This window comes from Promicromonospora sp. NPDC060271 (genome assembly GCF_042726755.1).
Lineage (GTDB): Bacteria > Actinomycetota > Actinomycetes > Actinomycetales > Cellulomonadaceae > Promicromonospora.
Genome location: NZ_JBHXBG010000055.1, coordinates 1 through 24,600, shown reverse-complemented (window position 1 = coordinate 24,600; position 24,600 = coordinate 1). Strand labels below are relative to the sequence as shown.

Sequence of the window (24,600 nt, the reverse complement as noted above, 5' to 3'; positions counted from 1 at the left end):
GTCGGTCGCAGATTAGGGTCGGGATGAATCGTTTCAACACGCACAGGGTAGTGCGCTAGAGAGGGAGGACGCCATGGCGGCATCCGCACGTGCCGAGGCGGCCAGGTCCGCGCTCCGGCAGCAGACGATCGAGCTGCCGTCATGGGCGTTCGGGAACTCGGGAACGAGGTTCAAGGTCTTCGGCCAGCCGGGCGTACCGCGCGACCCGTTCGAGAAGCTGGCCGACGCCGCACAGGTGCACCAGTACACCGGCGTCGCGCCGCGGGTCAGCCTGCACATCCCCTGGGACCTCGTCGACGACTTCGGGGCGCTCGCCCGGCACGCCGAGGACCTGGGCGTGCGGATCGGCATGATCAACTCGAACGTCTTCCAGGACGACGACTTCATGCTGGGTTCCCTCGCCCACCCCGATCCCAGGGTGCGGGCCAAGGCGGTCGACCACCACAAGCAGTGCATCGACGTCATGCGGGCGACGGGCTCCAAGGACCTCAAGGTCTGGCTCTCCGACGGCCTCAACTACCCGGGCCAGGACTCGATCCGGGCCCGGCAGGACCGGATCGCCGAGTCGCTGGCCGAGATCTACGCCGCGCTCGACGACGACCAGCACATGGTGCTCGAGTACAAGTTCTTCGAGCCCGCGTTCTACGTCACCGACGTGCCGGACTGGGGCACGTCCCTGCTGCACGTCATGGCCCTTGGTGACCGGGCCAAGGTCGTGCTCGACACGGGCCACCACGCGCCGGGCACCAACATCGAGTTCATCGTGGCGCAGCTCCTGCGCCAGGGACGCCTCGGCGCCTTCGACTTCAACAGCCGCTTCTACGCCGACGACGACCTCATGGTCGGCGCCGCCGACCCGTTCCAGCTCTTCCGGATCATGCACGAGATCGTCTCGGCCGGCGCCCACGCGCCGGACAGCGGCGTCAACTTCATGCTCGACCAGTGCCACAACATCGAGCCCAAGATCCCCGCGCAGATCCGCTCGGTCATGAACGTCCAGGAGGCGACGGCGAAGGCCCTGCTCGTCGACGCCGAGGCGCTCACGGCCGCCCAGCTCTCGGGTGACGTGCTCGGCGCGCACGCCGTGCTCATGGACGCGTACGACACCGACGTCCGCCCGCTCGTGGCGCAGGTGCGCGAGGAGATGGGCCTCGACCCCGACCCCAGGGCCGCCTTCGCGGCCTCCGGGTACGCCGAGAAGATCGCCGCAGAGCGGGTCGGGGGCGCGCAGGCCGGATGGGGCGCGTGAGCGGCGTCGTCGGGGACCGCCTGCTCGACGGCCCGCACGGCGACCTGAGGGTGCGGGTCTACGAGCCGGCGTCCGGCGTCGACCGGGTGGCCGGCCTGGTGTGGGCGCACGGCGGTGCGTTCATGCACGGCGACCTCGACATGCCGGAGGCCGACTGGGTGGCGCGGCGGCTCGCCGACGTCGGCGTGGTGGTCGTGAGCGTCGACTACCGGCTCGCACCGGATCTCGACTACCGGGACCCGCCCGGTCCCGGTTCCGCGGCACCTGACGGGGTGCGGTTCCCCGTCGCGTCCGAGGAGGTCACGTTCGCCTACGGTTGGGCGCGGGACGCCGGTCTGGGCGTCGGCCCCGAGCGCTGGTCGCTGGGCGGGGCGAGCGCCGGTGGCAACCTGGCGGCCGGTGCGTCGCTCCGCCTGCGCGACGCGGGCGGCCCGCAGCCCCGGTCGATCGTGCTGGCCTACCCCGTCGCCCACTACGAGCTCCCAGCGCCGAGCCCCGAGCTGGCCGAGAAGATCGCCGCCCTGCCGCCCGACCGGAGCTTCCCGCCCGAGGCGATGCGCGCCATGGGCGCCAACTACCTGGGCGGCAGCGACCTGCCGATCTCTCCGTACGCCCACCCCGGAGGGCAGGACCTGCGCGGGCTGCCGCCCACGTTCGTCGTCACGTCCGACCACGACGCGCTGCCTCGGGCGAGGCGTACTGCGCGGAGCTCGCGGCGGCCGGCGTCGACGTGCTGCTCGTGCGGGAGGACAGCACCTATCACGGCCACCTCAACGAGCCACACACCGCCGGCGCGGCGCGCAGCATCGCGCGTATCGCGGTCTGGCTCACCGCCGACGGTCTCGTCGGCACGCCGCACGAAGCACCCGACCACCTTGCCGTGACGCCCCCGCCGGCCGAGCTGGCCGCGACCTCGGTCCCGCCAGGCTCGACCGACGGGGCAGAACCCACAGAGACGGAAGCAGCAGCCCGATGACGAACCAGACTGCCGACGCGACGGACGACCCGACGGTCACCTCGCTCGTCGCCCGCTCGAACCGGCTGGGCGCCGACCCTCGCAACACCAACTACGCGGGTGGCAACACGTCCGCGAAGGGGACCGCCACCGACCCCGTGACGGGCGAGCCCGTCGAGCTGCTGTGGGTCAAGGGTTCCGGCGGGGACCTCGGCACGCTCCGGCCCCAGGGCCTCGCCGTGCTGCGGCTCGACCGGATGCGCGCGCTCGTCGACGTGTACCCCGGCCTGGACCGCGAGGACGAGATGGTCGCCGCGTTCGACTACTGCCTGCACGGGAAGGGCGGCGCGGCGCCGTCGATCGACACGGCCATGCACGGCCTGGTCGACGCCGCCCACGTGGACCATCTCCACCCCGACTCGGGGATCGCGCTGGCCGCCGCGGCCGACGGCGAGGCGCTCACCCGCGAGATCTTCGGCTCCGAGGTCGTCTGGGTGCCGTGGCGCCGTCCCGGCTTCCAGCTCGGCCTCGACATCGCGGCGATCAAGGCCACGAACCCGCAGGCCATCGGCTGCATCCTGGGCGGGCACGGCATCACCGCCTGGGGTGACACGTCGGACGAGGCGGAGGAGCGCTCGCTCGGGATCATCCGGCGCGCCGAGGCGTTCATCGAGTCGCGGACGGCGGCCCTCGGTACCCACCCCTTCGGGGCGGTCCGCCCCGGCTACGAACCCCTGCCCGACGCCGAACGGCGTGCCCGGGCGGCAGCGCTCGCCCCGGTGATCCGCGGCATCGCGTCAGCGGACGCGCCGCAGGTCGGCCACTTCACCGACTCCGACGTCGTGCTGGACTTCCTCGCGCGGGAGCGGCTGCTGCCGCTCGCCGGGCTCGGCACCTCGTGCCCCGACCATTTCCTCCGCACCAAGGTGAAGCCGCTGGTGGTGGACGTCCCGACGTCGGCAACCGTCGAGGAGACGGTGACCGCGCTCCGGGCCGCGCACGAGGCGTACCGCGCCGACTACGCCGCCTACTACGAGCGGGGCGCGGCGGCGGCGCGGGCCCGCGGCGAGGAGCCGCCCGCCATGCGCGGCGCCGACCCGGCGATCGTGCTGGTGCCGGGCGTCGGCATGTTCTCGTACGGGCGCGACAAGCAGACGGCGCGCGTGGCCGGCGAGTTCTACGTCAACGCGATCAACGTGATGCGCGGCGCGGAGACGATCTCGACCTACGCGCCGATCGCCGAGGACGAGAAGTTCCGCATCGAGTACTGGGCGCTCGAGGAGGCGAAGCTGCGGCGCATGCCCGCGCCGAAGCCGCTGGCGACGAGGGTCGCCCTGGTGACGGGGGCGGCGTCGGGCATAGGCAAGGCGATCGCGCAGCGGCTCGCCGCCGAGGGCGCGTGCGTGGTGGTCGCGGATCTGGATCTTGCCAGGGCGACCGACGTCGCGGCCGAGCTGGGCTCGGCGGACGTCGCGATCGGTGTCGCGATGGACGTCTCGTCCGAGGCCGCCGTGCAGGCCGGGATCCGGGAGGCGGTGCTCGCGTTCGGCGGCGTCGACCTCGTGGTGAACAACGCCGGCCTGTCCTTGTCCCGGTCGCTGTTCGACACCACAGAGGCCGACTGGGATCTCCAGCACGCTGTCATGGCCAAGGGCTCGTTCCTGGTCTCACGTGAAACGGCTCGGGTGCTGGTCGACCAGGGGCTGGGTGGCGACATCGTCTACATCTCCTCCAAGAACTCGGTGTTCGCCGGGCCGAACAACATCGCCTACTCTGCGGCCAAGGCCGACCAGGCGCACCAGGTGCGGCTGCTCGCCGCGGAGCTGGGGGAGCACGGCATCCGCGTGAACGGCGTGAACCCGGACGGCGTGGTGCGCGGGTCGGGCATCTTCGCGTCGGGCTGGGGGGCCAACCGGGCGGCCGTGTACGGCGTGCCGGAGGAGAAGCTCGGCGAGTTCTACGCGCAGCGCACCCTGCTCAAGCGCGAGGTGCTGCCCGAGAACGTGGCGGCCGCCGTGTTCGCGCTCTGCACGTCCGACTTCTCGCACACGACGGGCCTGCACGTGCCTGTCGACGCGGGCGTGTCAGCGGCGTTCCTGCGGTGAGCCCACAGCCACCGGCCGAGCAGGCCGCCGGCTTCGTCGCGATCGACCTGGGCGCGACCAGCGGCCGGGTGATGCTCGGCGTGGTGGACGGCCGGCAGGTCGAGCTCGTCGAGTGCGGGCGGTTCCCCAACGGACCCGTACCCGGCGAGCGCGGCGAGCTCCGCTGGGACATGGGTGTGCTGTGGCGCGGGATCCTCGACGGGTTGCGGTCCGCCGGCGAGGTCGCGCACCAACGGGGCGTCGAGATCCGTGGGATCGGCGTCGACTCGTGGGCGGTCGACTACGGGCTGCTCGACGACGCCGGCACGCTGGTGGCGGACCCGCACTGCTACCGGGACGTGCGCACCGACGGGGTCGCCGACGAGCTCTACCGGCAGATCTCGTTCGCGGACCACTACGCGGTCAACGGGTTGCAGCATCTGCCGTTCACCACGGAGTTCCAGCTCGTCGCGGAGGCCTCGGCAGGCTCGACCAACGGCGGGCCGGACGAGTGGGCGCGCGCCGAGCAGCTTCTGCTGATCCCCGATCTGGTCGTCCACCGGCTCACCGGGCGGCGGGTCGCCGAGGTGACCAACGCGTCGACCACCGGGCTGCTCGACGCTCGCTCGCGCGACTGGTCGGCCGACCTCCTGGACCGGCTCGCCGCAGCGCGGCCCGAGCTCGCCGGCCTCCGCGAGCGGCTGCCGGAGCTCGTCGAGCCCGGCGCCGCCGTCGGGCACCTGCTGCCCGAGGTACGGGAGGCGACGGGGCTGGGCGACGTGCCCGTGCTCGCGGTCGCCTCGCACGACACGGCCTCCGCCGTGGCGGCGGCCCCGCTCGGGGCCTCTGCGGCGTACATCTCGTCGGGGACATGGTCGCTCGTCGGGCTGGAGCTGCCGGCTCCCGTGCTCACCGAGGCGAGCCGCGCCGCGAACTTCACCAACGAGCTCGGGCTCGACGGCACGGTCCGGTACCTGCGCAACGTCATGGGGCTGTGGGTGCTCGACGAGTGCGTCCGGGCCTGGGCGGCGGCGGACGGCGCGCCCGTCGACCTGCCAGGCCTGCTCACAGCGGCGGAGGCCGAGCCAGGAGGGCGCTGCCTCGTGGACGTCGACGGCGACGAGTTCCTCGCCCCTGGCGACATGCCCCGCCGGGTCTCCGACGCCGTCGCCCGTCTCGGCGTCGAGCTTCGTCCGGACACGGTCAGTGCGCGGCCGGCCCTGGTCCGCGTGATCCTCGACAGCCTCGCCGCCGCGTCCGCCCATGCGATCCGGGAGGCATCTGCCCTGGCAGGCGTGGTCGTGGACGCGGTGCACGTGGTCGGCGGCGGGTCGCAGAACGAGCTGCTGTGCCGGCTCACGGCCGAGGCGGCGGGGTTGCCCGTGATCGCGGGACCGGTCGAGGCGACGGCGCTCGGGAACGTGCTCGTGCAGGCACGCGCGGTCGGCGTCGTGTCCGGCGACCTGACGGCGCTCCGCGACGTGGTGCGCGAGAGCAGCTCCCTGCGGCGCTATGACCCGCCGCGCGAAAGCGGTGGGTCGTGGCCGGCCCCCGTCCCGGCCCGTTGAGTGCTGGGTATTTGTGCGCTGCGACGCCTCTACGGCGCAAATACCCAGCACTCAACGGTTTACTCGTGCGGGGCGCTCGACGCGCGCACGACCAGGCGCGGGCTCAGCTCTATGCGGTGTACGGGGCGGTCCGCCCCGGTCACCGCGTCGCCACCCTCGCTGCCCGGCGCCGCCGCGGCGTCCGCCCGGGACGCGAGGCGGCGCAGCAGGAGCTCCAGCGCGCCCGCGCCGATCGCCGCCTTGGGCGGCCGTACCGCGGTGAGCGGCGGATCGGCCAGGCCGGCGACCTCGTCGTCGTACGCGATCACCGCGAGGTCCGCCGGTACCCGAACGCCGCGCTCCTGCGCCTGCTCGACCAGCGAGATCGCCTCCCGGTCGGAGTGCACGATGAGCGCGGTGGCCCCGGTCTCGGCGCACCTGTCCAGCACGGCGGCGGCCTCGTCGGCCCAGCCGGCGTCGAACATCGGCACGGTCTCCAGGTCGAGCACCACGTCGAGACCCAGCTCGCCCGCCACCGCGAGAAAGCCGCGCCGCACGGCGGCCGAGGTCGGGCTGGTCCGCGACGTCACCAGCCCCACCCGCCGGTGCCCGCGCTCCGCGATGTGGCGCGTGGCCACACCGGAGCCGAGCGCGTGGTCGGTGGCCACCGACTCCAGCGGCTCGCGGTACGGTCCGGCCGCAAGCCGCCGTTCCATCAGCACCACCGGGACGTTCAGGCCGGCCAGCCACTCGCCGAGCTCGGCGGCCTCGGGCCCGTCGACGGGCGGTGCCACGAGGAGGCCGTCCACGCCCTGTCCGCCGTCCTCCCCGACGAGCGCGGCCACCTGGCGCCGCACCTGGTCGACCTCGTACGACGCGCCGCGCAGGATCAGCCGCACCGCTCCGTGCGCGGCGTCCCGCGCGCCACGGATCACCTCGGGCCAGTAGTACTCGATGGAGGGCACGACCATGCCGACGGTGAGCTGGTCGACACGGCCCTCGGACGCCGGAGCGGGCCGAGGGATGCCGGTGCCGGCGTCCGTGCGGGCGCCGAGGCCCGCGCTGCGGGCCGGGATCCGGGCACCGCCGTGCACCTTCTCCAGCGTGCCGTCCGCGACGAGCAGGGCGAGGTCGCGTCGCACGGTAACGGGTGTCACGCCGAGCACGCGTGACAGGTCGCTCACGCGCGCCGAACCGGTCTGCCGCACTCGCGCGATGAGGCGCGCCCGACGCTCGCTGGGGAGCGGCGCTTCCTCAGTCATGCAACCTCCTGCGGTACGGACCCGGTGGGTCTCATGGTTACTCGGAACGTGCCGGACGGCGCCTCGGTACGCGCGGTCAGCCGCAACCGGGTCAGACGTTCGCCCCAGACGGCCGACAGCTCGGGGTCGTCCAGCTCGCGCACGTCCAGCTCGGCGTCGACCGCATCAGGATCCCAGGTCAGGGAGAGTACGCGTGCCCTCGCCGGGCCGCCGTCCGGGGTGAACCGGACCTGTGCGCGGCCGGGGGAGAGCGCGACGTCGCCGGCCAGGAGCCAGTGCCAGGCCGTCGCGCCGGCGGCAGATGCCGAGGACGCCGGGGGCGCCGCGTCCGAGAACCGCCAGGAGTCCTCGACGGTCACCGTGTCGGCGTCCGGGTCCAGCGTGGTCTCGCGCCACCAGCGGACGAGCCCGTCCACCGGATAGGCCGCGCCGAGATCCAGGCGGGCGCGCCAGACCCGAGGGCCCGGCGCCCCGCCGTCCGAGACGTCGAAGCCGCGCGCGCGGAACTGCTCGCCCGGGGCCTGCTCGACCCCGCGGATCCGGGGGACGTTGTGCCAGTCGCCCCTGACCATCCACAGGTCGTACCGGTCCGGCCCGAAGGTGCCCGCGCGGTACGTGGGCTTGCCGGCGTCGACCACCACGGGCACGCCGTCGAGCGCCACGACGACCGAGCCCACGTCCACGTGGTTGTGGTTCTCGTCGTTGTGCCCGCCCTTGACCGAGACCGCGAGGCCCCGCGCGGACCCGGGCGTCGAGCGCGCCACGGCGACGCCCGTCGCGGGGAAGTGCGCCCGCCCGACCAGGGGCGAAGCGGCGGTCGGCGCCTCGGCCCACGCGGCATCGGAGAGCATGCGGACCGCCCGGGCAAGGGAGGCGCGCTCGTCGAACAGGCCACCCGGCAGCCCGCGCCGGGCGGCCGCGTGCCGGGCGGCGGCGCCGTCGCCCACGCGCAGCGCCCAGGCGTACACGACGTTCCACGGCCAGGTCGCGAGCGGGCGCGCGACGCTGTCGGCAACGTTGACGTACCAGTCGCCGCCGAGGTGCATGGAGTGCGGGAAGGCGATGGTCGCGTGGATGCGCTCCAGCGCCGCAGGCTCCGGCTCGATCCCCGCGTACCGGAGCAGGTCCTGCGCCTCCAGCGCGCGGGCGGCGCCCTGCCACCAGTAGCTGTAGCCCTCGTCCACCCCGCCGTCGGCGGGCAGCGACGCCCAGTAGGCGGTTATCCCCGCCGCGACGAGCGCGGTGACGGCCCGGCGCCGGTCCGGGTCCTCCTCCAGCGCGAGGTTGGCGGCCAGCACGTTCCCCTGGATCCACGGGCTCCAGTTCATGATCGGGTGGTCGACGCCGAGCCACCACCAGTCGCGGCGCTCGGTGAAGGGCCGCAGCACCCGGGCCTGGGTCTCCAGCCGGATCCGCCACCGCACGCCGGGGGCACGCTCGTCGAGCACCGGGCCGAGCAGGTGGTCGATCCACGCGAGCTGTGCGGCGACCTCGCCCGCCCCGAGGTCGAGATGCGGCTCGGTGACCGTCGGCGTGACCCGGCCGAACCGGGTGTACGTGTCGTCGTGGGCCGCCCAGCACCAGGACGACTGCTCGCACAGCAGCAGGACCCCGTCGACGACCTCGTCGACCCGGTCGGCGTGCGGGTCGAGCAGCGCCGCCAGCGTGGCGCGGGTGAGGCGCGCGTGCCGGGCGGCCACCTTCGCCTCGTAGACGCTGCGGTCGCCGTCGCGGAAGAACCGGGCGTACTGCGAGGCGAGGGTCTGCGGCCAGGGCGTGCCGCGCTCGGCGTCCGCCGTCGCCTCCGTCGGTACGAGGGCCTCGACGACGCGGTCGGACGCCCAGAAGCTCCGGTCGGTGACGTCGGGAGCAGGCAGCGGCGCTGCTGTCATGTGCTGTCCTCCAGTGATCGAAAATGATCGTAGAGGATTTCCCCGCAGAGGGCCAGGGGCTTGCCAAGGCGGTACAGCGTGGGCTTCAATGAGCAATCGTTCGATCGTAGTTGATCGGAACTGTTCGGCTGGATGATCAGGCGAACGCGAACTCGATGGGGAGGAGAGCGGTGGTGCGGCGACCTGAGGTCCTGCTCGTCATGGACGACCGAGCGCGGAAGATGCAGTTCGGTCCTGAGGAGGAAACCCGGCTGCGCGAGCTCGCGCGGCTCGGCGAGCCGGTACGCGTCACCGCCTACGACACGCCCGAGGCCAAGGAACGGCTGGCGGACGTCGAGGTGCTCCTCACCTCGTGGGGTGCTCCCCGGATCACGGCGGAGGTCCTCGATCTCGCGCCGAACCTGCGTGCGGTGCTGCACTGCGCGGGCACGGTCCGGCCGCTCGTGTCCGACGCCGTGTGGGAGCGCGGGCTGCTCGTCACCAACGCCGTCACGGAGAACGCCCTGCCGGTCGCGGAGTTCACGGTGGCCGCGATCTTCATGGCGGGCAAGAAGGCGCCGTTCCTCGCGAACATCGCCCGCACGCGCCGCGACGACTGGTCCTACCTGGGCGAGCACGAGGTCCTGTCCAACCGGGACCGGGTGGTCGGGATCGTCGGCTTCTCCCGGACCGGGCGCCAGGTGGTGGCGCGGCTGACCGTGCCGGGTTCCGGCCCCGAGACGCGCGAGATCCTCGTCGCGGACCCGTACGCGGACGCCACCGCGGTGGCCGAGGCCGGCGCTCGGCTGGTGCCGCTCGACGAGCTGCTCGCCGCGTCCGACATCGTCTCCCTGCACGTTCCCGAGCTGCCCTCGACACGCAAGCTGATCGGCGCCCGCGAGCTGGCGCTCATGGCGGACGGCGCCACCCTGATCAACACCGCGCGCGGAGCCGTCGTGGACACCGCGGCGCTGGAGCGCGAGTGCTCGGCCGGCCGCATCTACGCGATGCTCGACGTCACGGAGCCGGAGCCGTTGCCTGCCTCGTCCGTGCTGTACGACCTGCCCAACGTCATGATCACGCCGCACATCGCGGGGTCGCTCGGTACGGAGACGCGGCGGATGACCGCAGCGGCGCTCGACGAGCTCGAGCGGTACGCGCGGGGCGACGCCCCCCGGAGCGCCGTGACCCGCGCCGACATGGAGTTCGTCGCATGAGCCACCACGTCCCCGCCCTGCAGAGCGGGCCAGAGGCCCGCGCCTGGCTCGCCGCCTACGCCGACCGTCTCCTGGCCGGGGTCCGGCCGTACGCCTCGCCGAGCGGGTCGCTCATCACGCTGCCCGGCGAGCCGGGCGGGTACGGCACCGCCGTCGACGGCCTCGAGGGGTTCGCGCGCACGTTCCTGCTGGCCGGCTTCCGGCTCGCCGGTGAGGACGGGGTGGACCCGACAGGCCTCGCCGAGCGGTACGCGGCAGGGCTGGCAGCAGGCACCGACCCCGCGCACCCCGAGCGCTGGACCCGGCCCGACGAGCACGGCCAGGCCAAGGTCGAGGCGGCCTCGCTCGCCCTGATCCTCGACATGACGCGGCCGTGGATCTGGGACCGCCTGTCGCCCGACGTGCAGGAACGGACCGTCGAGTACCTCGCGTCCGTCGTCGGCGACCCCGGCTACCCGGACAACAACTGGGTCTGGTTCCGGATCGTCGTCGAGACGTTCCTCCGGTCGGTCGGCGGCCCGTTCTCCGCCGACGACATGGTGCACGACCTCGCGGCGCACGACCGGTTCCGCCGGCCCGGCGGCTGGTTCGCCGACGGTCCCGAACGCAGCTACGACCACTACGCGGGCTGGGCCCTGCACCTGTACCCGGCCCTGTGGGAGCGGATGACGGGCGCCGCGGAGGTCGCGTCGGCGGCGGGCGACGACCTGGCGACACGGTCGGCGGCCGACCGGGAGCACCTGGCCCGCTACCTCGACGACGCACTGGCGCTCGTCGGGTCGGACGGCGGTCCGCTCATCCAGGGCCGCAGCCTCACCTACCGCTTCGCGGCCGCCGCGCCGTTCTGGGCCGGGGCCTTCGCCGGAGTCGGCCGCCCCGGTCAGATCAGGGAGGCGGCGACGCGGATCGTGCGGCACTTCGCCGAGCACGACGTGCCGGGACCAGGCGACCTGCTCACCCTCGGCTGGCACGGTCCGTGGCGCCCCATCGCGCAGCGGTACAGCGGCCCCGGGTCGCCCTACTGGGCGAGCAAGGGCCTGCTCGGCCTGGCCCTGCCGGCGTCCCACGAGGTGTGGACCGCCGCCCCCGAACCGCTTCCCGTTGACGCCGGCGACGTGCTCGCGATCGCCGCCGCACCCGGCTGGGCGATCAGTGCCACGCGCGACGACGGCCTGGTCCGCGTGATCAACCACGGCACCGACCACGAGGTACCGGGGGCCGACGTCGGCGACTCACCCCTCTACGCGCGGCTCGGCTACTCGACGGCGACCTCGCCGCTGCTCGACGCCGCGGCGTGGGACTCGCCCCTCGACCAGTCGGTGGTGCTGCTCGACGCCGAGGACCTGGCGACGCACCGCACGGGCTTCGAGACCGGACCTGTGGTTGAACCCGTCGGGACCGCGGCCGTGCTGTCCTCGACGGCCGAGGCCCACTGGGTAGTGGCCGACCCGACCGTCCCCGACCACGGCTCCGGCCGGCCCGGCACCTCGACCCCTGCGGGCCGGATCACGACGGTGTCCCTGGTCCGCGGTGCCTGGGAGGTGCGGCTCGTTCGCGTCTCGGCGCTCGCCGAGGCCGGGACCAACGGGACCACCGCGGCCACCGCGCTGCGGATCGGCGGCTGGGCCGCCGGACCGGGTCTCGTCTCCACGGTGGTCCCGCTGCTGGGCGACGTCGCACCGGTGTGCGGCGAGACGACCTCCGACGACGCCACCCCGCTGGCCGGCCCGACGGTGACCCCCTGGTCGCGGTACGCGCTGGTCCCGGACGGGTGGGTAGCCGTCGGCATCTACCTGGCGCGCACGCCGGCCCTCGGACAGCCGCGCCTCGAGCTCACCGCCGGACAGGCCGCCGTGACCTGGCCGGACGGGGAACGGACCACGGTAACCCTGCCCTGACCACACGCAGCTCCCGACAGCCGCCGGCAAGGCGTCGTGGGAGCGGAATTACTCGAAGGAGAGTAGGAATGAACCGCAAGCTCATCAGCGCGGTCGGCGTAGCGGCCGCCGCGTCGCTGGCCCTGACCGGGTGCGGCGCCGAGTCGGAGCCGGAGGCCCCCGAAGGCCCCGTCACGATCACCCTGGCCGGCTGGGACTTCGCGTCCACGCCGGAGTTCCAGACGCTCGCCGACGCCTACCACGAGGCGAACCCGGACGTCACGGTGGAGCTCAAGGAGTACCCGGCGGGCGACGACTACGACACGGCCCTCACCGCCGACCTGTCGGCCGGTGCGGCGCCGGACGTCTTCATCGTGAAGAACCTGAAGAACTACGTGACCTTCCAGGAGGGCGGCACGCTCCTCGACATCTCGGACGTGGCGGCGGAGCTCGACCCGGCGACGGGGGGCCTCGAGCCGATGGCCGTCGACGGCAAGACCTTCGCGGTGCCCTACCGCCAGGACACGTGGCTGCTCTACTACAACAAGGCCATGTTCGAGCAGGCCGGTGTCGACCTGCCCGACGGCTCCTGGACCTGGGACGACTACGCCGCTGCCGCGGAGGAGCTGACCAAGGGCCTCGACGAGAAGCAGGTCACCGGCACCTACCTGCACAGCTGGCAGTCCACCGTGCAGGGCTTCGCGCTCGCGCAGACCGACGGCGCCTCCATCGACGGCGGCGACTTCTCGTACCTCGCGCCGTACTACGAGCGTGAGCTCGCCATGCAGGACGCCGGTTCGCAGCCGTCCTACGCGACGGTCACCACGAACGAGCTGACCTACCAGGCGCAGTTCGGCACCCAGAAGGCGGCGATGATGCCGATGGGCTCGTGGTACATCGGCACGCTCGTGGCCGAGCAGGCCTCGGGTGCGGCCGACACGTTCGAGTGGGGCATCGCGCCCATCCCGCAGCTCGACGAGTCGACGGCCGGCACGGAGAACACGCCGGTCAGCTTCGGTGACCCGACCACGATGGGCATCAACGCCGGGATCGACGAGTCGAAGATCGCCACCGCGAAGGACTTCCTGAAGTTCGCCGCGGGCCCCGAGGGCGCCGCCGCGCTCGCCGGGATCGGCATCACGCCCGCGCTGATCGACGACACGGTCGCGGACACGATCTTCTCGCTGGAGGGCGTGCCCCAGGACGAGCTGTCCCGCTTCGCGTACACCACGCACGAGACCCTGCCGGAGAACCCGGTGGGTCAGAACACGGCAGCCATCCAGACGATCCTGGGTGAGCTCCACTCGGCGGTCATGTCCGAGTCCACCCCGGTGGACGAGGCGATCACCGAAGCCGAGGACCGCGTGGCCAACGAGGTCGGCTGACCCCTGCCTGGTCGTGAGCGCGATCGTCGCTCCTGGAAGGGACGCGTCGCGCCCACGACCAAGGCCTGGCCCCGCGCGGGCCTCCGGACATCAGTACTTCAGAGGAGATCTTCCCCATGACGACACCGGTCGTCGGCAACCAGCGAACCCTCGGGTTCTCGCAGCCGGAGCCCTCGCGGCAGCTCAGAGCGCCGCGTACGTCGCTGAAGGTGCGCAACGCGCTGATCGGCTGGACGTTCATCCTGCCGAACTTCCTCGGCTTCGCGGTGCTCACCCTGACGCCGGTGATCACGCTGTTCTACATGTCCCTCACGAGCTGGAACATCTTCGGGACCGCGCAGTGGGTCGGCCTCGACAACTTCACGCGGCTCGTGGGCGACAAGAGCTTCCACACCGCGCTCGGCAACACCTTCTACTACGCCGTGCTGCACATCCCGATCACCATCGCCGTGTCGCTCGCCCTCGCGCTGCTGCTCAACCAGAAGCTGCGCGGCGCCGCGTTCTTCCGCACGGTGGCCTTCTTCCCCTACATCACCTCGATCGTCGCGGTCGCTGTGGTGTGGAACATGCTGTTCAGCCCGGAGTACGGGCCGATCAACCAGTTCATCGGCCTGTTCGTCGACGGCGACCTCCCCGGCTGGACCGTCTCCAAGGACTGGGCGATGCCCGCCGTGATCATCGTGGGCACGTGGAAGGACATGGGCTACTACATGCTCCTGTTCCTGGCCGGTCTGCAGACCGTCCCGGGTGAGCTGCACGAGGCCGCCCGGATCGACGGTGCCGGCTCCTGGCAGCGCTTCTGGAACGTCACGCTGCCCTGCCTGCGGCCCACGATGTTCTTCGTGACCGTCATGGTCACGATCCAGAGCTTCAAGGTCTTCGACCTGATCCTCGTCATGACCGACGGCGGTCCGGGCCAGGCGACCCTCGTGCTGAGCCAGTACATCTACCAGAAGGGCTTCGAGCAGTTCGAGTTCGGGTACGCCTCGGCCATCGCGGTGGTCCTGTTCCTCATCTGCATCCTCGTGACCGTGGTGCAGTTCCTCTACAACAAGCGGAGGGACGCGTGATGGCCTCCCGTCAGTCCACCGCCCGAAGGTCCGGCCGGGTACTGCTCTACGTCGTGATGATCATCGCCGCGGCAGGGATCATGCTGCCGTTCGCCTGGATGGTGATCTCGTCGCTGAAGCTCAACAACCAGGTGTTCACGGCACCGGTGCAGTGGATCCCCGACCCGGTGCAGTGGCGCAACTACGTCGACATCTGGGTCAAGGCCGACATGGTCACCTGGGTGCGCAACACCCTCGTGCTGTCCGTCGCCGTGACCCTCCTGCAGCTGCTGACCGGCAGCTTCGCGGCCTACGGCTTCGCGAAGATGCGCTTCCCCGGCCGTGACGCGCTGTTCCTGCTGTACATCGGGACCATCGCGGTGCCGTGGCAGTCGTACATGATCCCGCAGTTCCAGATGATCTCCGGCTGGGGGCTCAACAACACCCTGTGGGCGATCATGCTGCTCCAGGCGTTCGGCGCCTTCGGCGTGTTCCTGATGAAGCAGTACTACGAGTCCATCCCCGACTCCCTGTCGGAGGCGGCGCGGATCGACGGGCTGTCCGAGTACGGGATCTGGTGGCGCATCATCCTGCCGCTGTCCGTGCCGGCCCTGGCGTCGCTGACGATCATCACTTTCGTCCAGACCTGGAACGACTACCTCGGTCCCCTCATCTACCTGCGTGACCGTCCGCTGTGGACCATCCAGCTCGGTCTGCAGTCGTTCATCGGCGAGTACAACGCCGAGCACGCGCTGATCATGACGGGCTCCGTGCTGTCCGTGCTGCCGATCGCGCTCATCTTCCTGCTCGGCCAGCGCTACTTCGTCCAGGGCATCGCGACGACCGGCGTGAAGGGGTGACCACCATGGACGCCGCGGGGGCGAGGGCCGGCGCTGCGGCGACGCGTCGCCGGCAGCTCATCGGGCCGGAGACGTACGAGATGGTGTTCGGCACGCTCTACACGGGGCTGATGACGAACCTGCTCCTCGCGGTCGCGTGCCTGCCCCTCGTGGTGCTGGTCGCGGCGACCGACCCCGCCGCGACCTGGCCCTACCTCGCCCTGACGGCGCCTCTGCTGGGCCCGGCACTTGCCGCGGCCTTCGTGGTGTTCGGCGCCTTCAGCTCCGACGGGTCGACGGCGGTGGTGCGCACCTTCGCGCGCGCCTGGCGCCTGCACCTGCGCCGAGGCCTCGCGATCGGTGCGCTCGCGACGGGCGCCGTCGTCGTGGCTGCCGTCGACGTTGCCTTCTTCTGGGGCCGCACCCTCGGAGCGCTGGTGATCCCGGTGCTGGTGACCCTCGTCGCCGGGGCGGTGCTGACCGCGGTCCTCGCCCTGGCCGCCGTGCCCGACACGGCCGGCGCCCGCCTGCGTGACGTGCTCCTCGCGGCCCTCGTGCTCGGCGCCCGGCGCTGGTACCTCTCGGCGGGCGTCCTGCTCGTGCTCGGCCTGCTGCTGTCCGTCGTGGCGGTGCGCCCGGCCGTGGGCCTCGGCTTCGCCGCGGCGCCGCTCCTGTACGCGGCGTGGGGCACGTGCCGCTTCATCCTCCGCCCCCGAGACCGTTGAGTGCTGGGTATTTGTTGGCCAAACGGCCTCGTGCCAACAAATACCCAGCACTCAACGGGTCAGAGGTGGGGGGAGATGTGCTTCTGGTAGCGGGTCAGGACCGTTCCGGCTGTCTCCCGCGGAGGGCGGGACCAGATCTCCTCGTTGAAGATCTCGGTCTCGATGTCGCCGACGTAGCCCGCGTCGCGGACCCATGCCGTGATCGTCGCGAAGTCGATGTACCCGTCGCCCACGTGCCCGCGTGAGTTCAGCGGCTCCGCCGCGAGCGGCAGCACCCAGTCGCACACCTGGTAGGACGCGATCCGGTCCTCCCGCCCGGCCCGGGCGATCGACTTCCGCAGCGCGGGGTCCCACCACACGTGGTAGGTGTCGACCACCACGCCCACCTCGGACGCCGCGAACGGCGCCGCCAGGTCCAGCGCCTGCGCGAGGGTGGAGATCACCGCCCGGTCGGCGGCGAAGATCGGGTGCAGCGGCTCCAGCACGATCCGCACGCCGTGCTCGGCCGCGAAGGGCACCAGGTCGGCGATGCGGTCGGCGACGCGACCGCGCGTGGCGACCAGGTCGCGGTCCACCGCCGACGTCGGGGCGCCGCCCGGCGTCGAGCCCACCAGCCCGCCGACCACGAAGACCAGCTCCGAGGTGCCGATCGTCGCGGCCTCCTCGATGGCCAGCTTGTTGTCGTCGAGGGCGGCACGGATTCCCGCGTCGTCGGCGGCGGTGAGGAACCCGCCGCGGCACAGGGACGACGCGCGCAGCCCGGCGTCGGCAATGATGCGGGCCGCCTGCGCCGCGCCGACGTCCTGCACCAGGTCGCGCCACGGCCCGACCGCGCCGAAGCCCGCGGTGGCCGCCGCCTCGCACGCCTCGGCGAGCGAGGCGTGCTTGACGGTCGCGGTGTTGAGCGAGGCTCGCCCCGACCGGTCAGACGCAGGGGTCACGGGGGTGACCTGAGTTTCTGACACGTTCATGCGTGCACCCCGTACGTCGCGAGGAGGGCCCGGAGGCGGGCGGCGGCCAGCGGCGGGTCGAGCAGCATGCCGCAGCCGTCGGCCAGGCGGGCCAGCTCGACCAGGTGCCGCAGCGACCGGCCCGAGTGCAGCCCGCCCACGAGGGAGAACCCGGGCTGGAAGCCGTTGAGCCAGGACAGGAACGCGATCCCGGTCTTGTAGTAGTACGTGGGCGCGGCGAAGATGTGCCGGCCCAGCGCCTCGGTCGAGGCCAGGATCTTGTGCCCGCCCTCGGCGTCCCCGGCGTCGAACGCCTGCAGCGCCGTCGAGGCGGCCGGGTAGATCGCGGCGAAGATACCGAGCAGCGCGTCCGAGTGGCCCTGCTCGTCGCCCGCGATGAGCTCGGGGTAGTTGAAGTCGTCACCGGTGTAGAGCCGGACGTCGGAGGCGCCCGCCGACAGCTCGGCCAGCGAACGGCGCAGCCCCACCTCGTGGGTCGCGTCGAGCAGGGACACCTTGACGCCGTCGATCCGCGGCTGGTGCGCCCGGATCAGGTCGAGGAACGTCGCCGTGGCGTCGTCGACGGAGTCCGAGCCCCAGTAGCCGGCCAGCGCCGGGTCGAACATGGTGCCCAGCCAGTGCAGGATCACCGGCTGCTCGGCGTCGGCCAGGACCGCGTCGTACACGAGGGCGTAGTCCTCCGGACCACGGGCGACCTTCGCCAGCGCCCGCGAGGCCATGACGATGACCTGCGCCCCGGCGTCCTGCACCAGGTGGAGCTGTTCGCGGTACGCGTCGGCCACGGTGGCCAGCCCTGCGTTGCCGGGCACCAGCCCGGCGACGACGTCGGGTGCGAGCTGGTCGGTGCCCGCACCGCAGGCGACACGTGCGCCCACGGAGGCGGCCTCGGCCGCCGACCGCCGCACGAGCTCCTGCGTCGCCGCCCAGTCCAGCCCCATGCCGCGCTGCGCGGTGTCCATCGCGTCGGCGACACCCAGACCGTGCTCCCAGATGCGGTGCCGGTAGGCGAGCGTGGAGTCCCAGTCGACGACGGCGGGCGCGCCCGGGACGTTCTCCGCCCCGACCTGCGGCACCACGTGGGCCGCCGCAAAGGCGATGCGGGACTCGATGGGTCGCGACGGCCGCGTCCAGGGGCCGGGGGCGCTCAGCTCGACGGTCTCGGAACCGGTGACCCGGCCGTCGCCGTCGAACAGCGGAAGGACGACCTGCGCCCCGCTCACAGGCTGTCCTTTCTCGTGCTGTTCCTCGTGTTCCGCTCCGGGCGCGTGGCTCGTTCCTCGCTCCGCACCCTGCGCCGCACCCTTCGTCACAGCACGATCTCCGGGATGTCCAGCCGGCGGCCCTCCGCCGACGACCGCAGCCCGAGCTCGGCGAGCTGCACGCCACGGGCCGCCGACAGCAGGTCGTAGCGGTGCGGGCGCCCGGCGACGACGTCGCGCAGGAACTCCTCCCACTGCAGCTTGAAGCCGTTGTCGAGGTCGGCGTTCGCGGGGACGTCGAGCCACTGGTCCCGGAACGGCTCCGTGACCGGCAGGTCCGGGTTCCAGACCGGCTTGGGCGTGTGCGACCGGTGCTGGGCGCGGCACTCGCGCAGGCCGGCGACCGCGGAGCCGTGCGTGCCGTCCACCTGGAACTCGACGAGCTCGTCGCGGAACACGCGCACGGCCCAGGACGAGTTGATCTGCGCGACGACGTCGTGGCCGTCCGGGGTGGTGACGTCGAAGATGCCGTACGCGGCGTCGTCGGCGGTGGCGGCGTACTCCTTGCCGGACTCGTCCCAGCGGGTCGGGATGTGCGTGACCGTCCTCGCCGTCACCGTCCTGACCTGCCCGAGGATGCCCTCCAGCACGTAGTTCCAGTGGCAGAACATGTCGGTGGTCATGCCACCGCCGTCCTCCTTGCGGTAGTTCCAGGAGGGCCGCTGGGCGGCCTGCGTGTCGCCTTCGAACACCCAGTAGCCGAACTCGCCGCGCAGCGACAGGATGCGGCCGAAGAAGCCCTCGTCCACGAGGCGGCGCAGCTTGACGAGGCCCGGCAGGTACAGCTTGTCGTGCACGACGCCGACGGTCACGCCGGTCTCGGCCTGCAGCCGTGCGAGGTCGACGGCCTCGGCGAGGGTCTCCGCCGTCGGCTTCTCGGTGTACACGTGCTTGCCCTGCCGCATCGCCTTCGACAGCGTCGCGGGACGCAGGTTGGTCATCGCGGCGTCGAACACGATGTCGGCGTCACCGATCGCCGTGTCCAGGTCGGTGGTCCAGTGCTCCACGTCGTGCAGCGTGGCGAGCTCCTTGAGCTTGTCAGCGTTGCGGCCCACCAGCACGGGCTCGACCTGGACCCGGGAACCGTCGGGGAGCGCGACGCCACCCTGGTCGCGGATCGGCAGGATCGAGCGCACGAGGTGCTGGCGGTACCCCATGCGGCCGGTGACGCCGTTCATGGCGATGCGAAGTGTGGTCACGGGCGAGACTCCATCGTCGTGGCTTGGGAATGCGCTTTCCCAGGGAGAATAGCGCACTGGACGGGCTCGGGGGAACGGCCCGGCACCCGGCGGCCCGTGGCGTGCGCCGAGGTCGGCAGTCCGTACCGAGATCGGCACAGGCCTGGACCGACCTCGATGCGGACTGCCGACCTCGCGGCGAACTGCCGAACTCGAGCGGTCAGCCTGCTCGGCGGGGGGTCGAGTCCCGGAGCACGACCTCGCCGTGGACCGGCGTCCCGGCCTGGCCCGAGCGGCCCAGAGCCAGGTCGGTCGCCAGCTCGCCGATCTCCGCCAGCGGGATCCGCACCGTCGTCAGGCCGGGCGAGACGTCGCGCAGCGTGTGGATGTCGTCGAACCCGGCCACCGCGACGTCGCCGGGCACGTTGCGGCCCGTGTCGCGAACGGCGGCCATCGCGCCGACCGCCATGACGTCGTTGACGGCGAAGACGAGCTCCGGAAGGGAGTCCGGCGCCCCGCCGGACCGCTCGATCAGATCGCGCATCGCGGAATAGCCGCCGTCGCGGGTGAACGGGCACGTCAGGACGTCGTCGGGAGCGACGGGGGCGCCGAGCTCCGCGAGGGCGCCGGTGAAGCCGGTGGTGCGGTCCGCCGCGGTGCGGTGCCCCGCCGGGCCGGCCAGCACCGCGAACCGACGGTAGCCCAGGCCGTGCAGGGCCCGGGCCAGGTCGGCAGCGCCGTCGGCGTTCGCGATCTCGACCACGGGCAGGCCGCCGATCGGCTGCCCGATCAGTGCGACCCTGCCCCCGGCAGCCTGGAACGCGCTCAGCGCTGCTTCCAGAGGGCCCGGGGCCGGGCCGCTGTCCGGCCCGCTGTCCGGCCCCAGCCGCCCGCCGGCGAGGATGATCGCGCGGGACCGTTGCCGCCGGGCCAGCTCGACGAAGGCGAGCTCTCGTTCGGGGCTGTGCTCCGTGGAGGAGAGCGTGACGATCAGGCCCTCGCGCTCGGCGGCGCGCGCGACGCCGGCCGCGATGGTCGAGAAGTACGGGTCGGCGATGTCGTGCACCACGAGACCGAGCGCCGACGTCCGGCCGCGGGCCATGGCCTGCGCGCTCGGGTCGGGCGAGTAGTCGAGCCGGCGTGCCGTCTCCAGGACACGCTCGCGCAGGTCCGCGCGGACGCTGCGGGTGGCGCTCCCGTTGATGGCGCGCGACGCCGTGGCGAGTGAGACGCCGGCCTCTCGGGCGACCTGGCTCAGGGTGACGGGGGCGTCGGACATGAGGTCATCTTGCCGTGTCCGACGCCCCCGTGATCACCGAGTCAGACGCGCAGGGGCTTCAGGGTCGCCTCGCGGTGGGTGCGTTCGATGATCGTCGAGTAACCGGCGATCATGCGGATGTGGCTGAACCGGGGGCGGACGGCGGTCCGGGCCGACTCCAGCTCCTCGCGCCGGGCGGCGGCCTCGATCCAGGTCGCGGCGATCTCGGCGGGGTCGAACGACGTCACGAAACCTATGCGGTCCACGATCGACGGCGCGTCGCCGACGGGGGTCGTGACGGGCACCGCCCCGCACATCGAGCCTTCGATCAGGCACAGGGGCGCGGCCTCGCCGAACGTCGAGGTGAGCGCGACGACGTCCGCCGTCGCGTAGATCAGCTCCATGTCGTGGCGCACGCCCAGCAGGTCGACGTGGGTCAGCAGGTCGGGCCGGTCGCCGAAGATGCGGGCGAGGTCGTCCTGCAGGGCCGGGTTGGCCGACGTCATCCCGGCGCCGCACATCAGCACGTGGCCGTCGGGCTCGAGCTCGAGGAACGTGCGGGCCGACCGGAGGAAGAGCTCGGGGTTCTTCATCTCGTCGTACCGCGCGGCGTAGACGACCACCGTCGCGTCGGCCGGCACTCCCGCCGCACCCCGCAGGGCCAGCCGGCGCGCGCCCTGGACCGGGCGGAACCGGGCGAGGTTGATGCCGTTCGGCACCACGCGGAGCAGGTCGGCGGGCACGCCGGCCTCCCGGTACGCGTCGCGCGTCGACTCCGCACAGCAGACGACGGCGGCGAGCCGGCCGCGGTCCGCCGCGGTCAGCAGATCGCCCAGGGCGTCGCCCTGGTGCTCGGGGTCGGACCGGTGCAGGCAGGCGATGACGGGACGGCTCGGGAACGCGTCCTGGTTCACGAGCCGGAGCGGCTGCTCCTTGAGCGACAGCACCACGTGCGAGCTCTTGGCCTGGCGGACGGCGGCCGCGAGCTCCGTCTCCGTGAACGCACGCGGGTCATGGCCCGCGTCGGTGCTCCGGCCCAGTGAACCGATCCGGACACCCGCGGCGCGCAGGGCGCGGTACCGGGGGTCGTCCTCCATGCGCTGGAGGGTGGCCTCACGCCTGACCTCGTGGTGCAGGCTCAGCACGGAATGCTGCTGACGACCGCCCTGATGCAGACCGGCGACCACCGTCGAGTGCAGGACACGAGCCCCACCGCTGAAGAAGCCCTCGTACAGCGAGAGCACACGCAAGTTGTTGCGCTGGATCACAGACACCACCTCCTGCGCCCAGGGTGAGGCCTGGGCATGTGGGGTACGTGGCAATTCGGTTACGCGAGGATTACGTGTTCAAGGACTTTTGCACAAGGAGATTCCGGATGTCCTTCTCCGCCTGGGCGGGTGAAGTCTCGCGGCAGCCCAGCGCGACCCACCGCTCGATCATCGCAGGCTCCGCGCGCAGCAGCGAGGTTCCGCGGCGCAGCAGCGTGCCGAGCGGTTTGCGGGCCTCGGCGACGTCCCGCAGGAACCGGAACCAGAAGGTGACGAGCCGGGGCCGGGACAGGCAGATCGCGTCCGCGAGCAGGCCCTCGGCGCGGCAGACGTCGACCAGGTGCGCCGCGAAGATGCCCTCCGCGAGGACGAGCGGCGAGTCGCCGATGTCGAGCCGGCGGATGCCCGTCCGGCGCGACGTCGGGATGTCGTACACCGGGACGTCGGCGCGGCCCTCGGTCACGAGCTCGTGCAGCGCGGCGAGCGCACCCTTGCCGTCCCAGGTCTCGGGGCTGTCCCAGTCCACGCTGCCGTACCGCTGCGGCAGGCCCGGATGGTCGATGTCGAGGTAGAAGTCGTCCAGCTGCACCACGGGCAGCCCGAGGCGCTGCGTGAGCGACGTCTTGCCCGACCCGGACGGCCCGGTCAGCAGCACCACGCGTGCCCGGGGTCGCCGGGCACCCGGCGGGAGGTCGAAGAGGGTGGGCTCGGGCGCTGGGTCGGTCACGAGAGGCAATTCTCCCGCACGCGGCCCGCTGCGCGCGCCGTCGGTCATGGGCGCGAACACTTTCGTGTGCTCGTGGCGATACAGGGGTGACAGTGGGTGCGGCGAGGCGAAGGGGAAGCGATATGAGACACGTTCGTACCGGGCCGACGGCGGGACGGCCGACGTGAGCGCGGGGACGGTCCCGCGGGCGGGTCTGTGGTCCGGCGCCAGGGTCCAGGCCGGCCCGGTGACCGGCCCCGTGATCACCACCGACGCCGCGGTGATCGCCGCGGCCGACCAGGACACCGAGCAGTTCGCGGTGCTCTACGACCGGTATGCGGAAGGGCTGTACCGGTACGCGTACCGGCGCGTCGGGGCCGAGCACGCCGAGGACGTGGTGGCGGAGACCTTCGCGATCGCGTTCCGACGCCGGAACACGTACGACCGGTCGCGGCCGGACGCCCGGCCCTGGCTCTACGGGATCGCCACCAAGGAGATCGCGCGGTGGTACCGGTCGGAGGAGGCGCGGCTGCGTGCCTGGGCCCGGTCCGACGTCGGGCGCACCGAGGAGTCGCCGGCGGACCGGGTGGCCGAGCGGGTGAGCGCGAACGCCGCCGGACCGGAGCTCGCGGAGGCGCTGCGGCGGCTGACCCCGGGCGACCGGGACGTGCTGCTGCTGGAGGCCTGGGGCGACCTCACGCAAGAGCAGATAGCGCAGACGCTGGGCATCCGCCCGGGTACGGCCCGGTCACGGCTGCACCGCGCACGACGACAGGTACGGGCCGTGCTCGGCACGGGCGCGACGGACGAGCTGGAGGCGGGACGATGAACGACGAGATGACGATGCTGCGGGCTGCCGGGACAGACCTGGACCCGCCGGGCGGGGCGCCCGCGGCGCTGCGCGAGCGGGTGGTGGCCGGGTTCGTGGCCGACGACGGTGCGGCGAGCGCGCCGGACCGGGCCGTGGCCGGTGACGTGATCCCGTTGCGCCGGCCCTGGGGGCGGCGGGTGGCCCTGGTCGGCGGTGTGGCGGCGGCCCTCACCGGGGCGATGGTCCTGGGGCCGACCCTTGGCGGGGCGGGCGACGGCGAGCAGCCGGGTCTGGGGATCGACGCGGCGGCAGCCGCCGTGCTGCAGGACGCGGCGGCGGCCGAGGCGGAGCAGGAGCCGTGGGCTCCGCGGGCAGACCAGTTCGTGTACACGAAGTCCGTCTCGAGCTACTACGTGGGAGGCGACGTCGAGTATCTGGCGGCGGGCGGCGGCGAGACGTGGACGTCGATCGACGGCCTGCACACGGGGCTCAGCGAGGGCTGGACCGAGCCGAACGAGGTCGATCCGGACGGCAGCCGCGAGTCGCTGCCGCTCACGCCGTGCGCCGAGGGCACCGAGTCGTGGTGCGGGAACTTCCCGGCCTACCCGGAGGACCTCCCCACGGACGGGGACGCCGAGGTGATGCTGCAGTACCTGCGGGACACCGCCCTGCCCCCAGTTCACGCAGGGGAGACGGGGGAGCCGTTCCCCGACACCGGTACGTTCGAGCGGGCGGAGGAGATCCTGACACTTGGCAGCGCGCCGCCCCAGGCCCGGAGTGCGATCTTCGGGGCGATCGCGCTGATCCCGGGTGTGACCGTCACGGGTGACACCCACGACGCGGCCGGTCGGCCCGGCGTCGCGGTGGGCTTCACGTTCGAGACCGAGGGTCGGGACGAGCTCATCTTCGACCGCGAGACGAACGAGTTCCTGGGCCTCCGCCAGCTCTGGTCACCGGACAAGCTCGCCAGCGGTGTGCCGGCGACTGAGGACGGGGCGGCTTACGACGTGGCGCTCCTCGACTCCGGCATAGTCGACGAGGTGGGCCAGAAGCCCTGACGTCCGTGAGTGATCGGTAGAAGGTCAGGTG

20 protein-coding genes are annotated in these 24,600 nt (G+C 72.6%); 12 read left to right on the top strand and 8 right to left on the bottom strand.

The genetic code is table 11. The features are described from left to right. Positions 1–73: 73 nt before the first annotated feature. The 4 genes from rhaI (at position 74) to ACFWE2_RS10860 (ending at position 5,856) form a co-directional block, all read left to right on the top strand. Positions 74–1,249, top strand: a complete 1,176-nt coding sequence (gene rhaI / locus ACFWE2_RS10875; protein ID WP_377224236.1) for an L-rhamnose isomerase — start codon at positions 74–76, stop codon at positions 1,247–1,249. Next, positions 1,246–2,133 carry an alpha/beta hydrolase fold domain-containing protein gene (locus ACFWE2_RS10870; RefSeq protein ID WP_377224235.1) on the top strand — a complete coding sequence of 296 codons (888 nt, stop codon included), beginning with the start codon at positions 1,246–1,248 and terminating at the stop codon, positions 2,131–2,133. The genes rhaI and ACFWE2_RS10870 overlap by 4 nt, the downstream gene beginning before the upstream one ends. 88 nt (positions 2,134–2,221) lie before the next feature. Beyond that, a complete protein-coding gene (locus ACFWE2_RS10865; RefSeq protein WP_377224234.1) occupies positions 2,222–4,309 on the top strand; it encodes a bifunctional aldolase/short-chain dehydrogenase in 2,088 nt (695 codons plus the stop codon). Further along, positions 4,306–5,856 carry a rhamnulokinase family protein gene (locus tag ACFWE2_RS10860; RefSeq protein WP_377224233.1) on the top strand — a complete coding sequence of 517 codons (1,551 nt, stop codon included), beginning with the start codon at positions 4,306–4,308 and terminating at the stop codon, positions 5,854–5,856. The genes ACFWE2_RS10865 and ACFWE2_RS10860 overlap by 4 nt, the downstream gene beginning before the upstream one ends. A gap of 59 nt (positions 5,857–5,915) precedes the next feature. Here the strand turns inward: ACFWE2_RS10860 and ACFWE2_RS10855 are convergent, their stop codons facing one another. Together ACFWE2_RS10855 and ACFWE2_RS10850 are read right to left on the bottom strand one after the other, a co-directional pair. Then, the gene (locus ACFWE2_RS10855; protein ID WP_377224232.1) at positions 5,916–7,097 is read right to left on the bottom strand and encodes a substrate-binding domain-containing protein; all 1,182 of its coding nucleotides are present in this window, start codon (positions 7,095–7,097) and stop codon (positions 5,916–5,918) included. Beyond that, positions 7,094–8,989 carry a heparinase II/III family protein gene (locus ACFWE2_RS10850; RefSeq protein ID WP_377224231.1) on the bottom strand — a complete coding sequence of 632 codons (1,896 nt, stop codon included), beginning with the start codon at positions 8,987–8,989 and terminating at the stop codon, positions 7,094–7,096. Before ACFWE2_RS10850 ends, ACFWE2_RS10855 begins: the two co-directional genes overlap by 4 nt. A gap of 173 nt (positions 8,990–9,162) precedes the next feature. On the opposite strand from ACFWE2_RS10850, the gene ACFWE2_RS10845 reads away from it, so the two are divergent. The 6 genes from ACFWE2_RS10845 (at position 9,163) to ACFWE2_RS10820 (ending at position 16,060) form a co-directional block, all read left to right on the top strand. Next, a complete protein-coding gene (locus ACFWE2_RS10845) occupies positions 9,163–10,185 on the top strand; it encodes a hydroxyacid dehydrogenase (protein WP_377224230.1) in 1,023 nt (340 codons plus the stop codon). After that, positions 10,182–12,083, top strand: coding sequence for a DUF2264 domain-containing protein (locus ACFWE2_RS10840; protein WP_377224229.1), 1,902 nt, complete (start codon positions 10,182–10,184; stop codon positions 12,081–12,083). The genes ACFWE2_RS10845 and ACFWE2_RS10840 overlap by 4 nt, the downstream gene beginning before the upstream one ends. A gap of 68 nt (positions 12,084–12,151) precedes the next feature. After that, the gene (locus ACFWE2_RS10835; RefSeq protein ID WP_377224228.1) at positions 12,152–13,447 is read left to right on the top strand and encodes an extracellular solute-binding protein; all 1,296 of its coding nucleotides are present in this window, start codon (positions 12,152–12,154) and stop codon (positions 13,445–13,447) included. Between the two features lie 116 nt (positions 13,448–13,563). Next, entirely contained in the window at positions 13,564–14,517 is a 954-nt protein-coding gene (locus ACFWE2_RS10830; protein ID WP_377224227.1) for a carbohydrate ABC transporter permease, read from the top strand. After that, positions 14,517–15,356, top strand: a complete 840-nt coding sequence (locus ACFWE2_RS10825) for a carbohydrate ABC transporter permease (RefSeq protein WP_377224243.1) — start codon at positions 14,517–14,519, stop codon at positions 15,354–15,356. Before ACFWE2_RS10830 ends, ACFWE2_RS10825 begins: the two co-directional genes overlap by 1 nt. Continuing rightward, complete coding sequence (locus ACFWE2_RS10820; protein WP_377224226.1) at positions 15,353–16,060, top strand: ferredoxin-NADPH reductase; 708 nt, start codon at positions 15,353–15,355, stop codon at positions 16,058–16,060. The genes ACFWE2_RS10825 and ACFWE2_RS10820 overlap by 4 nt, the downstream gene beginning before the upstream one ends. Positions 16,061–16,119: 59 nt before the next feature. Here the strand turns inward: ACFWE2_RS10820 and ACFWE2_RS10815 are convergent, their stop codons facing one another. From ACFWE2_RS10815 to ACFWE2_RS10790, 6 genes are all read right to left on the bottom strand, one after another. Then, positions 16,120–17,031: a sugar phosphate isomerase/epimerase family protein gene (locus tag ACFWE2_RS10815; protein ID WP_377224225.1), complete on the bottom strand. Its 912-nt coding sequence runs from the start codon at positions 17,029–17,031 to the stop codon at positions 16,120–16,122. Beyond that, entirely contained in the window at positions 17,028–18,251 is a 1,224-nt protein-coding gene (locus ACFWE2_RS10810; RefSeq protein ID WP_377224224.1) for a dihydrodipicolinate synthase family protein, read from the bottom strand. The genes ACFWE2_RS10815 and ACFWE2_RS10810 overlap by 4 nt, the downstream gene beginning before the upstream one ends. A gap of 86 nt (positions 18,252–18,337) precedes the next feature. Beyond that, positions 18,338–19,468: a Gfo/Idh/MocA family protein gene (locus tag ACFWE2_RS10805; protein WP_377224242.1), complete on the bottom strand. Its 1,131-nt coding sequence runs from the start codon at positions 19,466–19,468 to the stop codon at positions 18,338–18,340. A gap of 220 nt (positions 19,469–19,688) precedes the next feature. Next, positions 19,689–20,747: a LacI family DNA-binding transcriptional regulator gene (locus tag ACFWE2_RS10800; protein WP_377224223.1), complete on the bottom strand. Its 1,059-nt coding sequence runs from the start codon at positions 20,745–20,747 to the stop codon at positions 19,689–19,691. A 41-nt stretch (positions 20,748–20,788) separates the two neighbouring features. Next, a complete protein-coding gene (locus ACFWE2_RS10795; RefSeq protein ID WP_377224222.1) occupies positions 20,789–21,994 on the bottom strand; it encodes a glycosyltransferase in 1,206 nt (401 codons plus the stop codon). A 70-nt stretch (positions 21,995–22,064) separates the two neighbouring features. Continuing rightward, the gene (locus ACFWE2_RS10790) at positions 22,065–22,721 is read right to left on the bottom strand and encodes an ATP-binding protein (RefSeq protein ID WP_116673411.1); all 657 of its coding nucleotides are present in this window, start codon (positions 22,719–22,721) and stop codon (positions 22,065–22,067) included. A 163-nt stretch (positions 22,722–22,884) separates the two neighbouring features. Between ACFWE2_RS10790 and ACFWE2_RS10785 the strand changes: the two genes are divergently transcribed. Then, positions 22,885–23,529 carry an RNA polymerase sigma factor gene (locus ACFWE2_RS10785; RefSeq protein ID WP_377224221.1) on the top strand — a complete coding sequence of 215 codons (645 nt, stop codon included), beginning with the start codon at positions 22,885–22,887 and terminating at the stop codon, positions 23,527–23,529. Continuing rightward, positions 23,526–24,569: a CU044_5270 family protein gene (locus ACFWE2_RS10780; RefSeq protein ID WP_377224220.1), complete on the top strand. Its 1,044-nt coding sequence runs from the start codon at positions 23,526–23,528 to the stop codon at positions 24,567–24,569. The genes ACFWE2_RS10785 and ACFWE2_RS10780 overlap by 4 nt, the downstream gene beginning before the upstream one ends. Positions 24,570–24,600: the final 31 nt, after the last annotated feature.

What these genes read in the sequence shown, in the direction of transcription:
- ACFWE2_RS10835 (WP_377224228.1), top strand. Translation starts at nt 12,152, where the DNA reads ATGAACCGCAAGCTCATCAGCGCGGTCGGCGTAGCGGCCGCCGCGTCG.
- ACFWE2_RS10850 (WP_377224231.1), bottom strand. Translation starts at nt 8,989, where the DNA reads ATGACAGCAGCGCCGCTGCCTGCTCCCGACGTCACCGACCGGAGCTTC.
- ACFWE2_RS10815 (WP_377224225.1), bottom strand. Translation starts at nt 17,031, where the DNA reads ATGAACGTGTCAGAAACTCAGGTCACCCCCGTGACCCCTGCGTCTGAC.
- ACFWE2_RS10830 (WP_377224227.1), top strand. Translation starts at nt 13,564, where the DNA reads ATGACGACACCGGTCGTCGGCAACCAGCGAACCCTCGGGTTCTCGCAG.
- rhaI (WP_377224236.1), top strand. Translation starts at nt 74, where the DNA reads ATGGCGGCATCCGCACGTGCCGAGGCGGCCAGGTCCGCGCTCCGGCAG.
- ACFWE2_RS10865 (WP_377224234.1), top strand. Translation starts at nt 2,222, where the DNA reads ATGACGAACCAGACTGCCGACGCGACGGACGACCCGACGGTCACCTCG.
- ACFWE2_RS10825 (WP_377224243.1), top strand. Translation starts at nt 14,517, where the DNA reads ATGGCCTCCCGTCAGTCCACCGCCCGAAGGTCCGGCCGGGTACTGCTC.
- ACFWE2_RS10800 (WP_377224223.1), bottom strand. Translation starts at nt 20,747, where the DNA reads ATGTCCGACGCCCCCGTCACCCTGAGCCAGGTCGCCCGAGAGGCCGGC.
- ACFWE2_RS10840 (WP_377224229.1), top strand. Translation starts at nt 10,182, where the DNA reads ATGAGCCACCACGTCCCCGCCCTGCAGAGCGGGCCAGAGGCCCGCGCC.
- ACFWE2_RS10780 (WP_377224220.1), top strand. Translation starts at nt 23,526, where the DNA reads ATGAACGACGAGATGACGATGCTGCGGGCTGCCGGGACAGACCTGGAC.
- ACFWE2_RS10855 (WP_377224232.1), bottom strand. Translation starts at nt 7,097, where the DNA reads ATGACTGAGGAAGCGCCGCTCCCCAGCGAGCGTCGGGCGCGCCTCATC.
- ACFWE2_RS10805 (WP_377224242.1), bottom strand. Translation starts at nt 19,468, where the DNA reads ATGAACGGCGTCACCGGCCGCATGGGGTACCGCCAGCACCTCGTGCGC.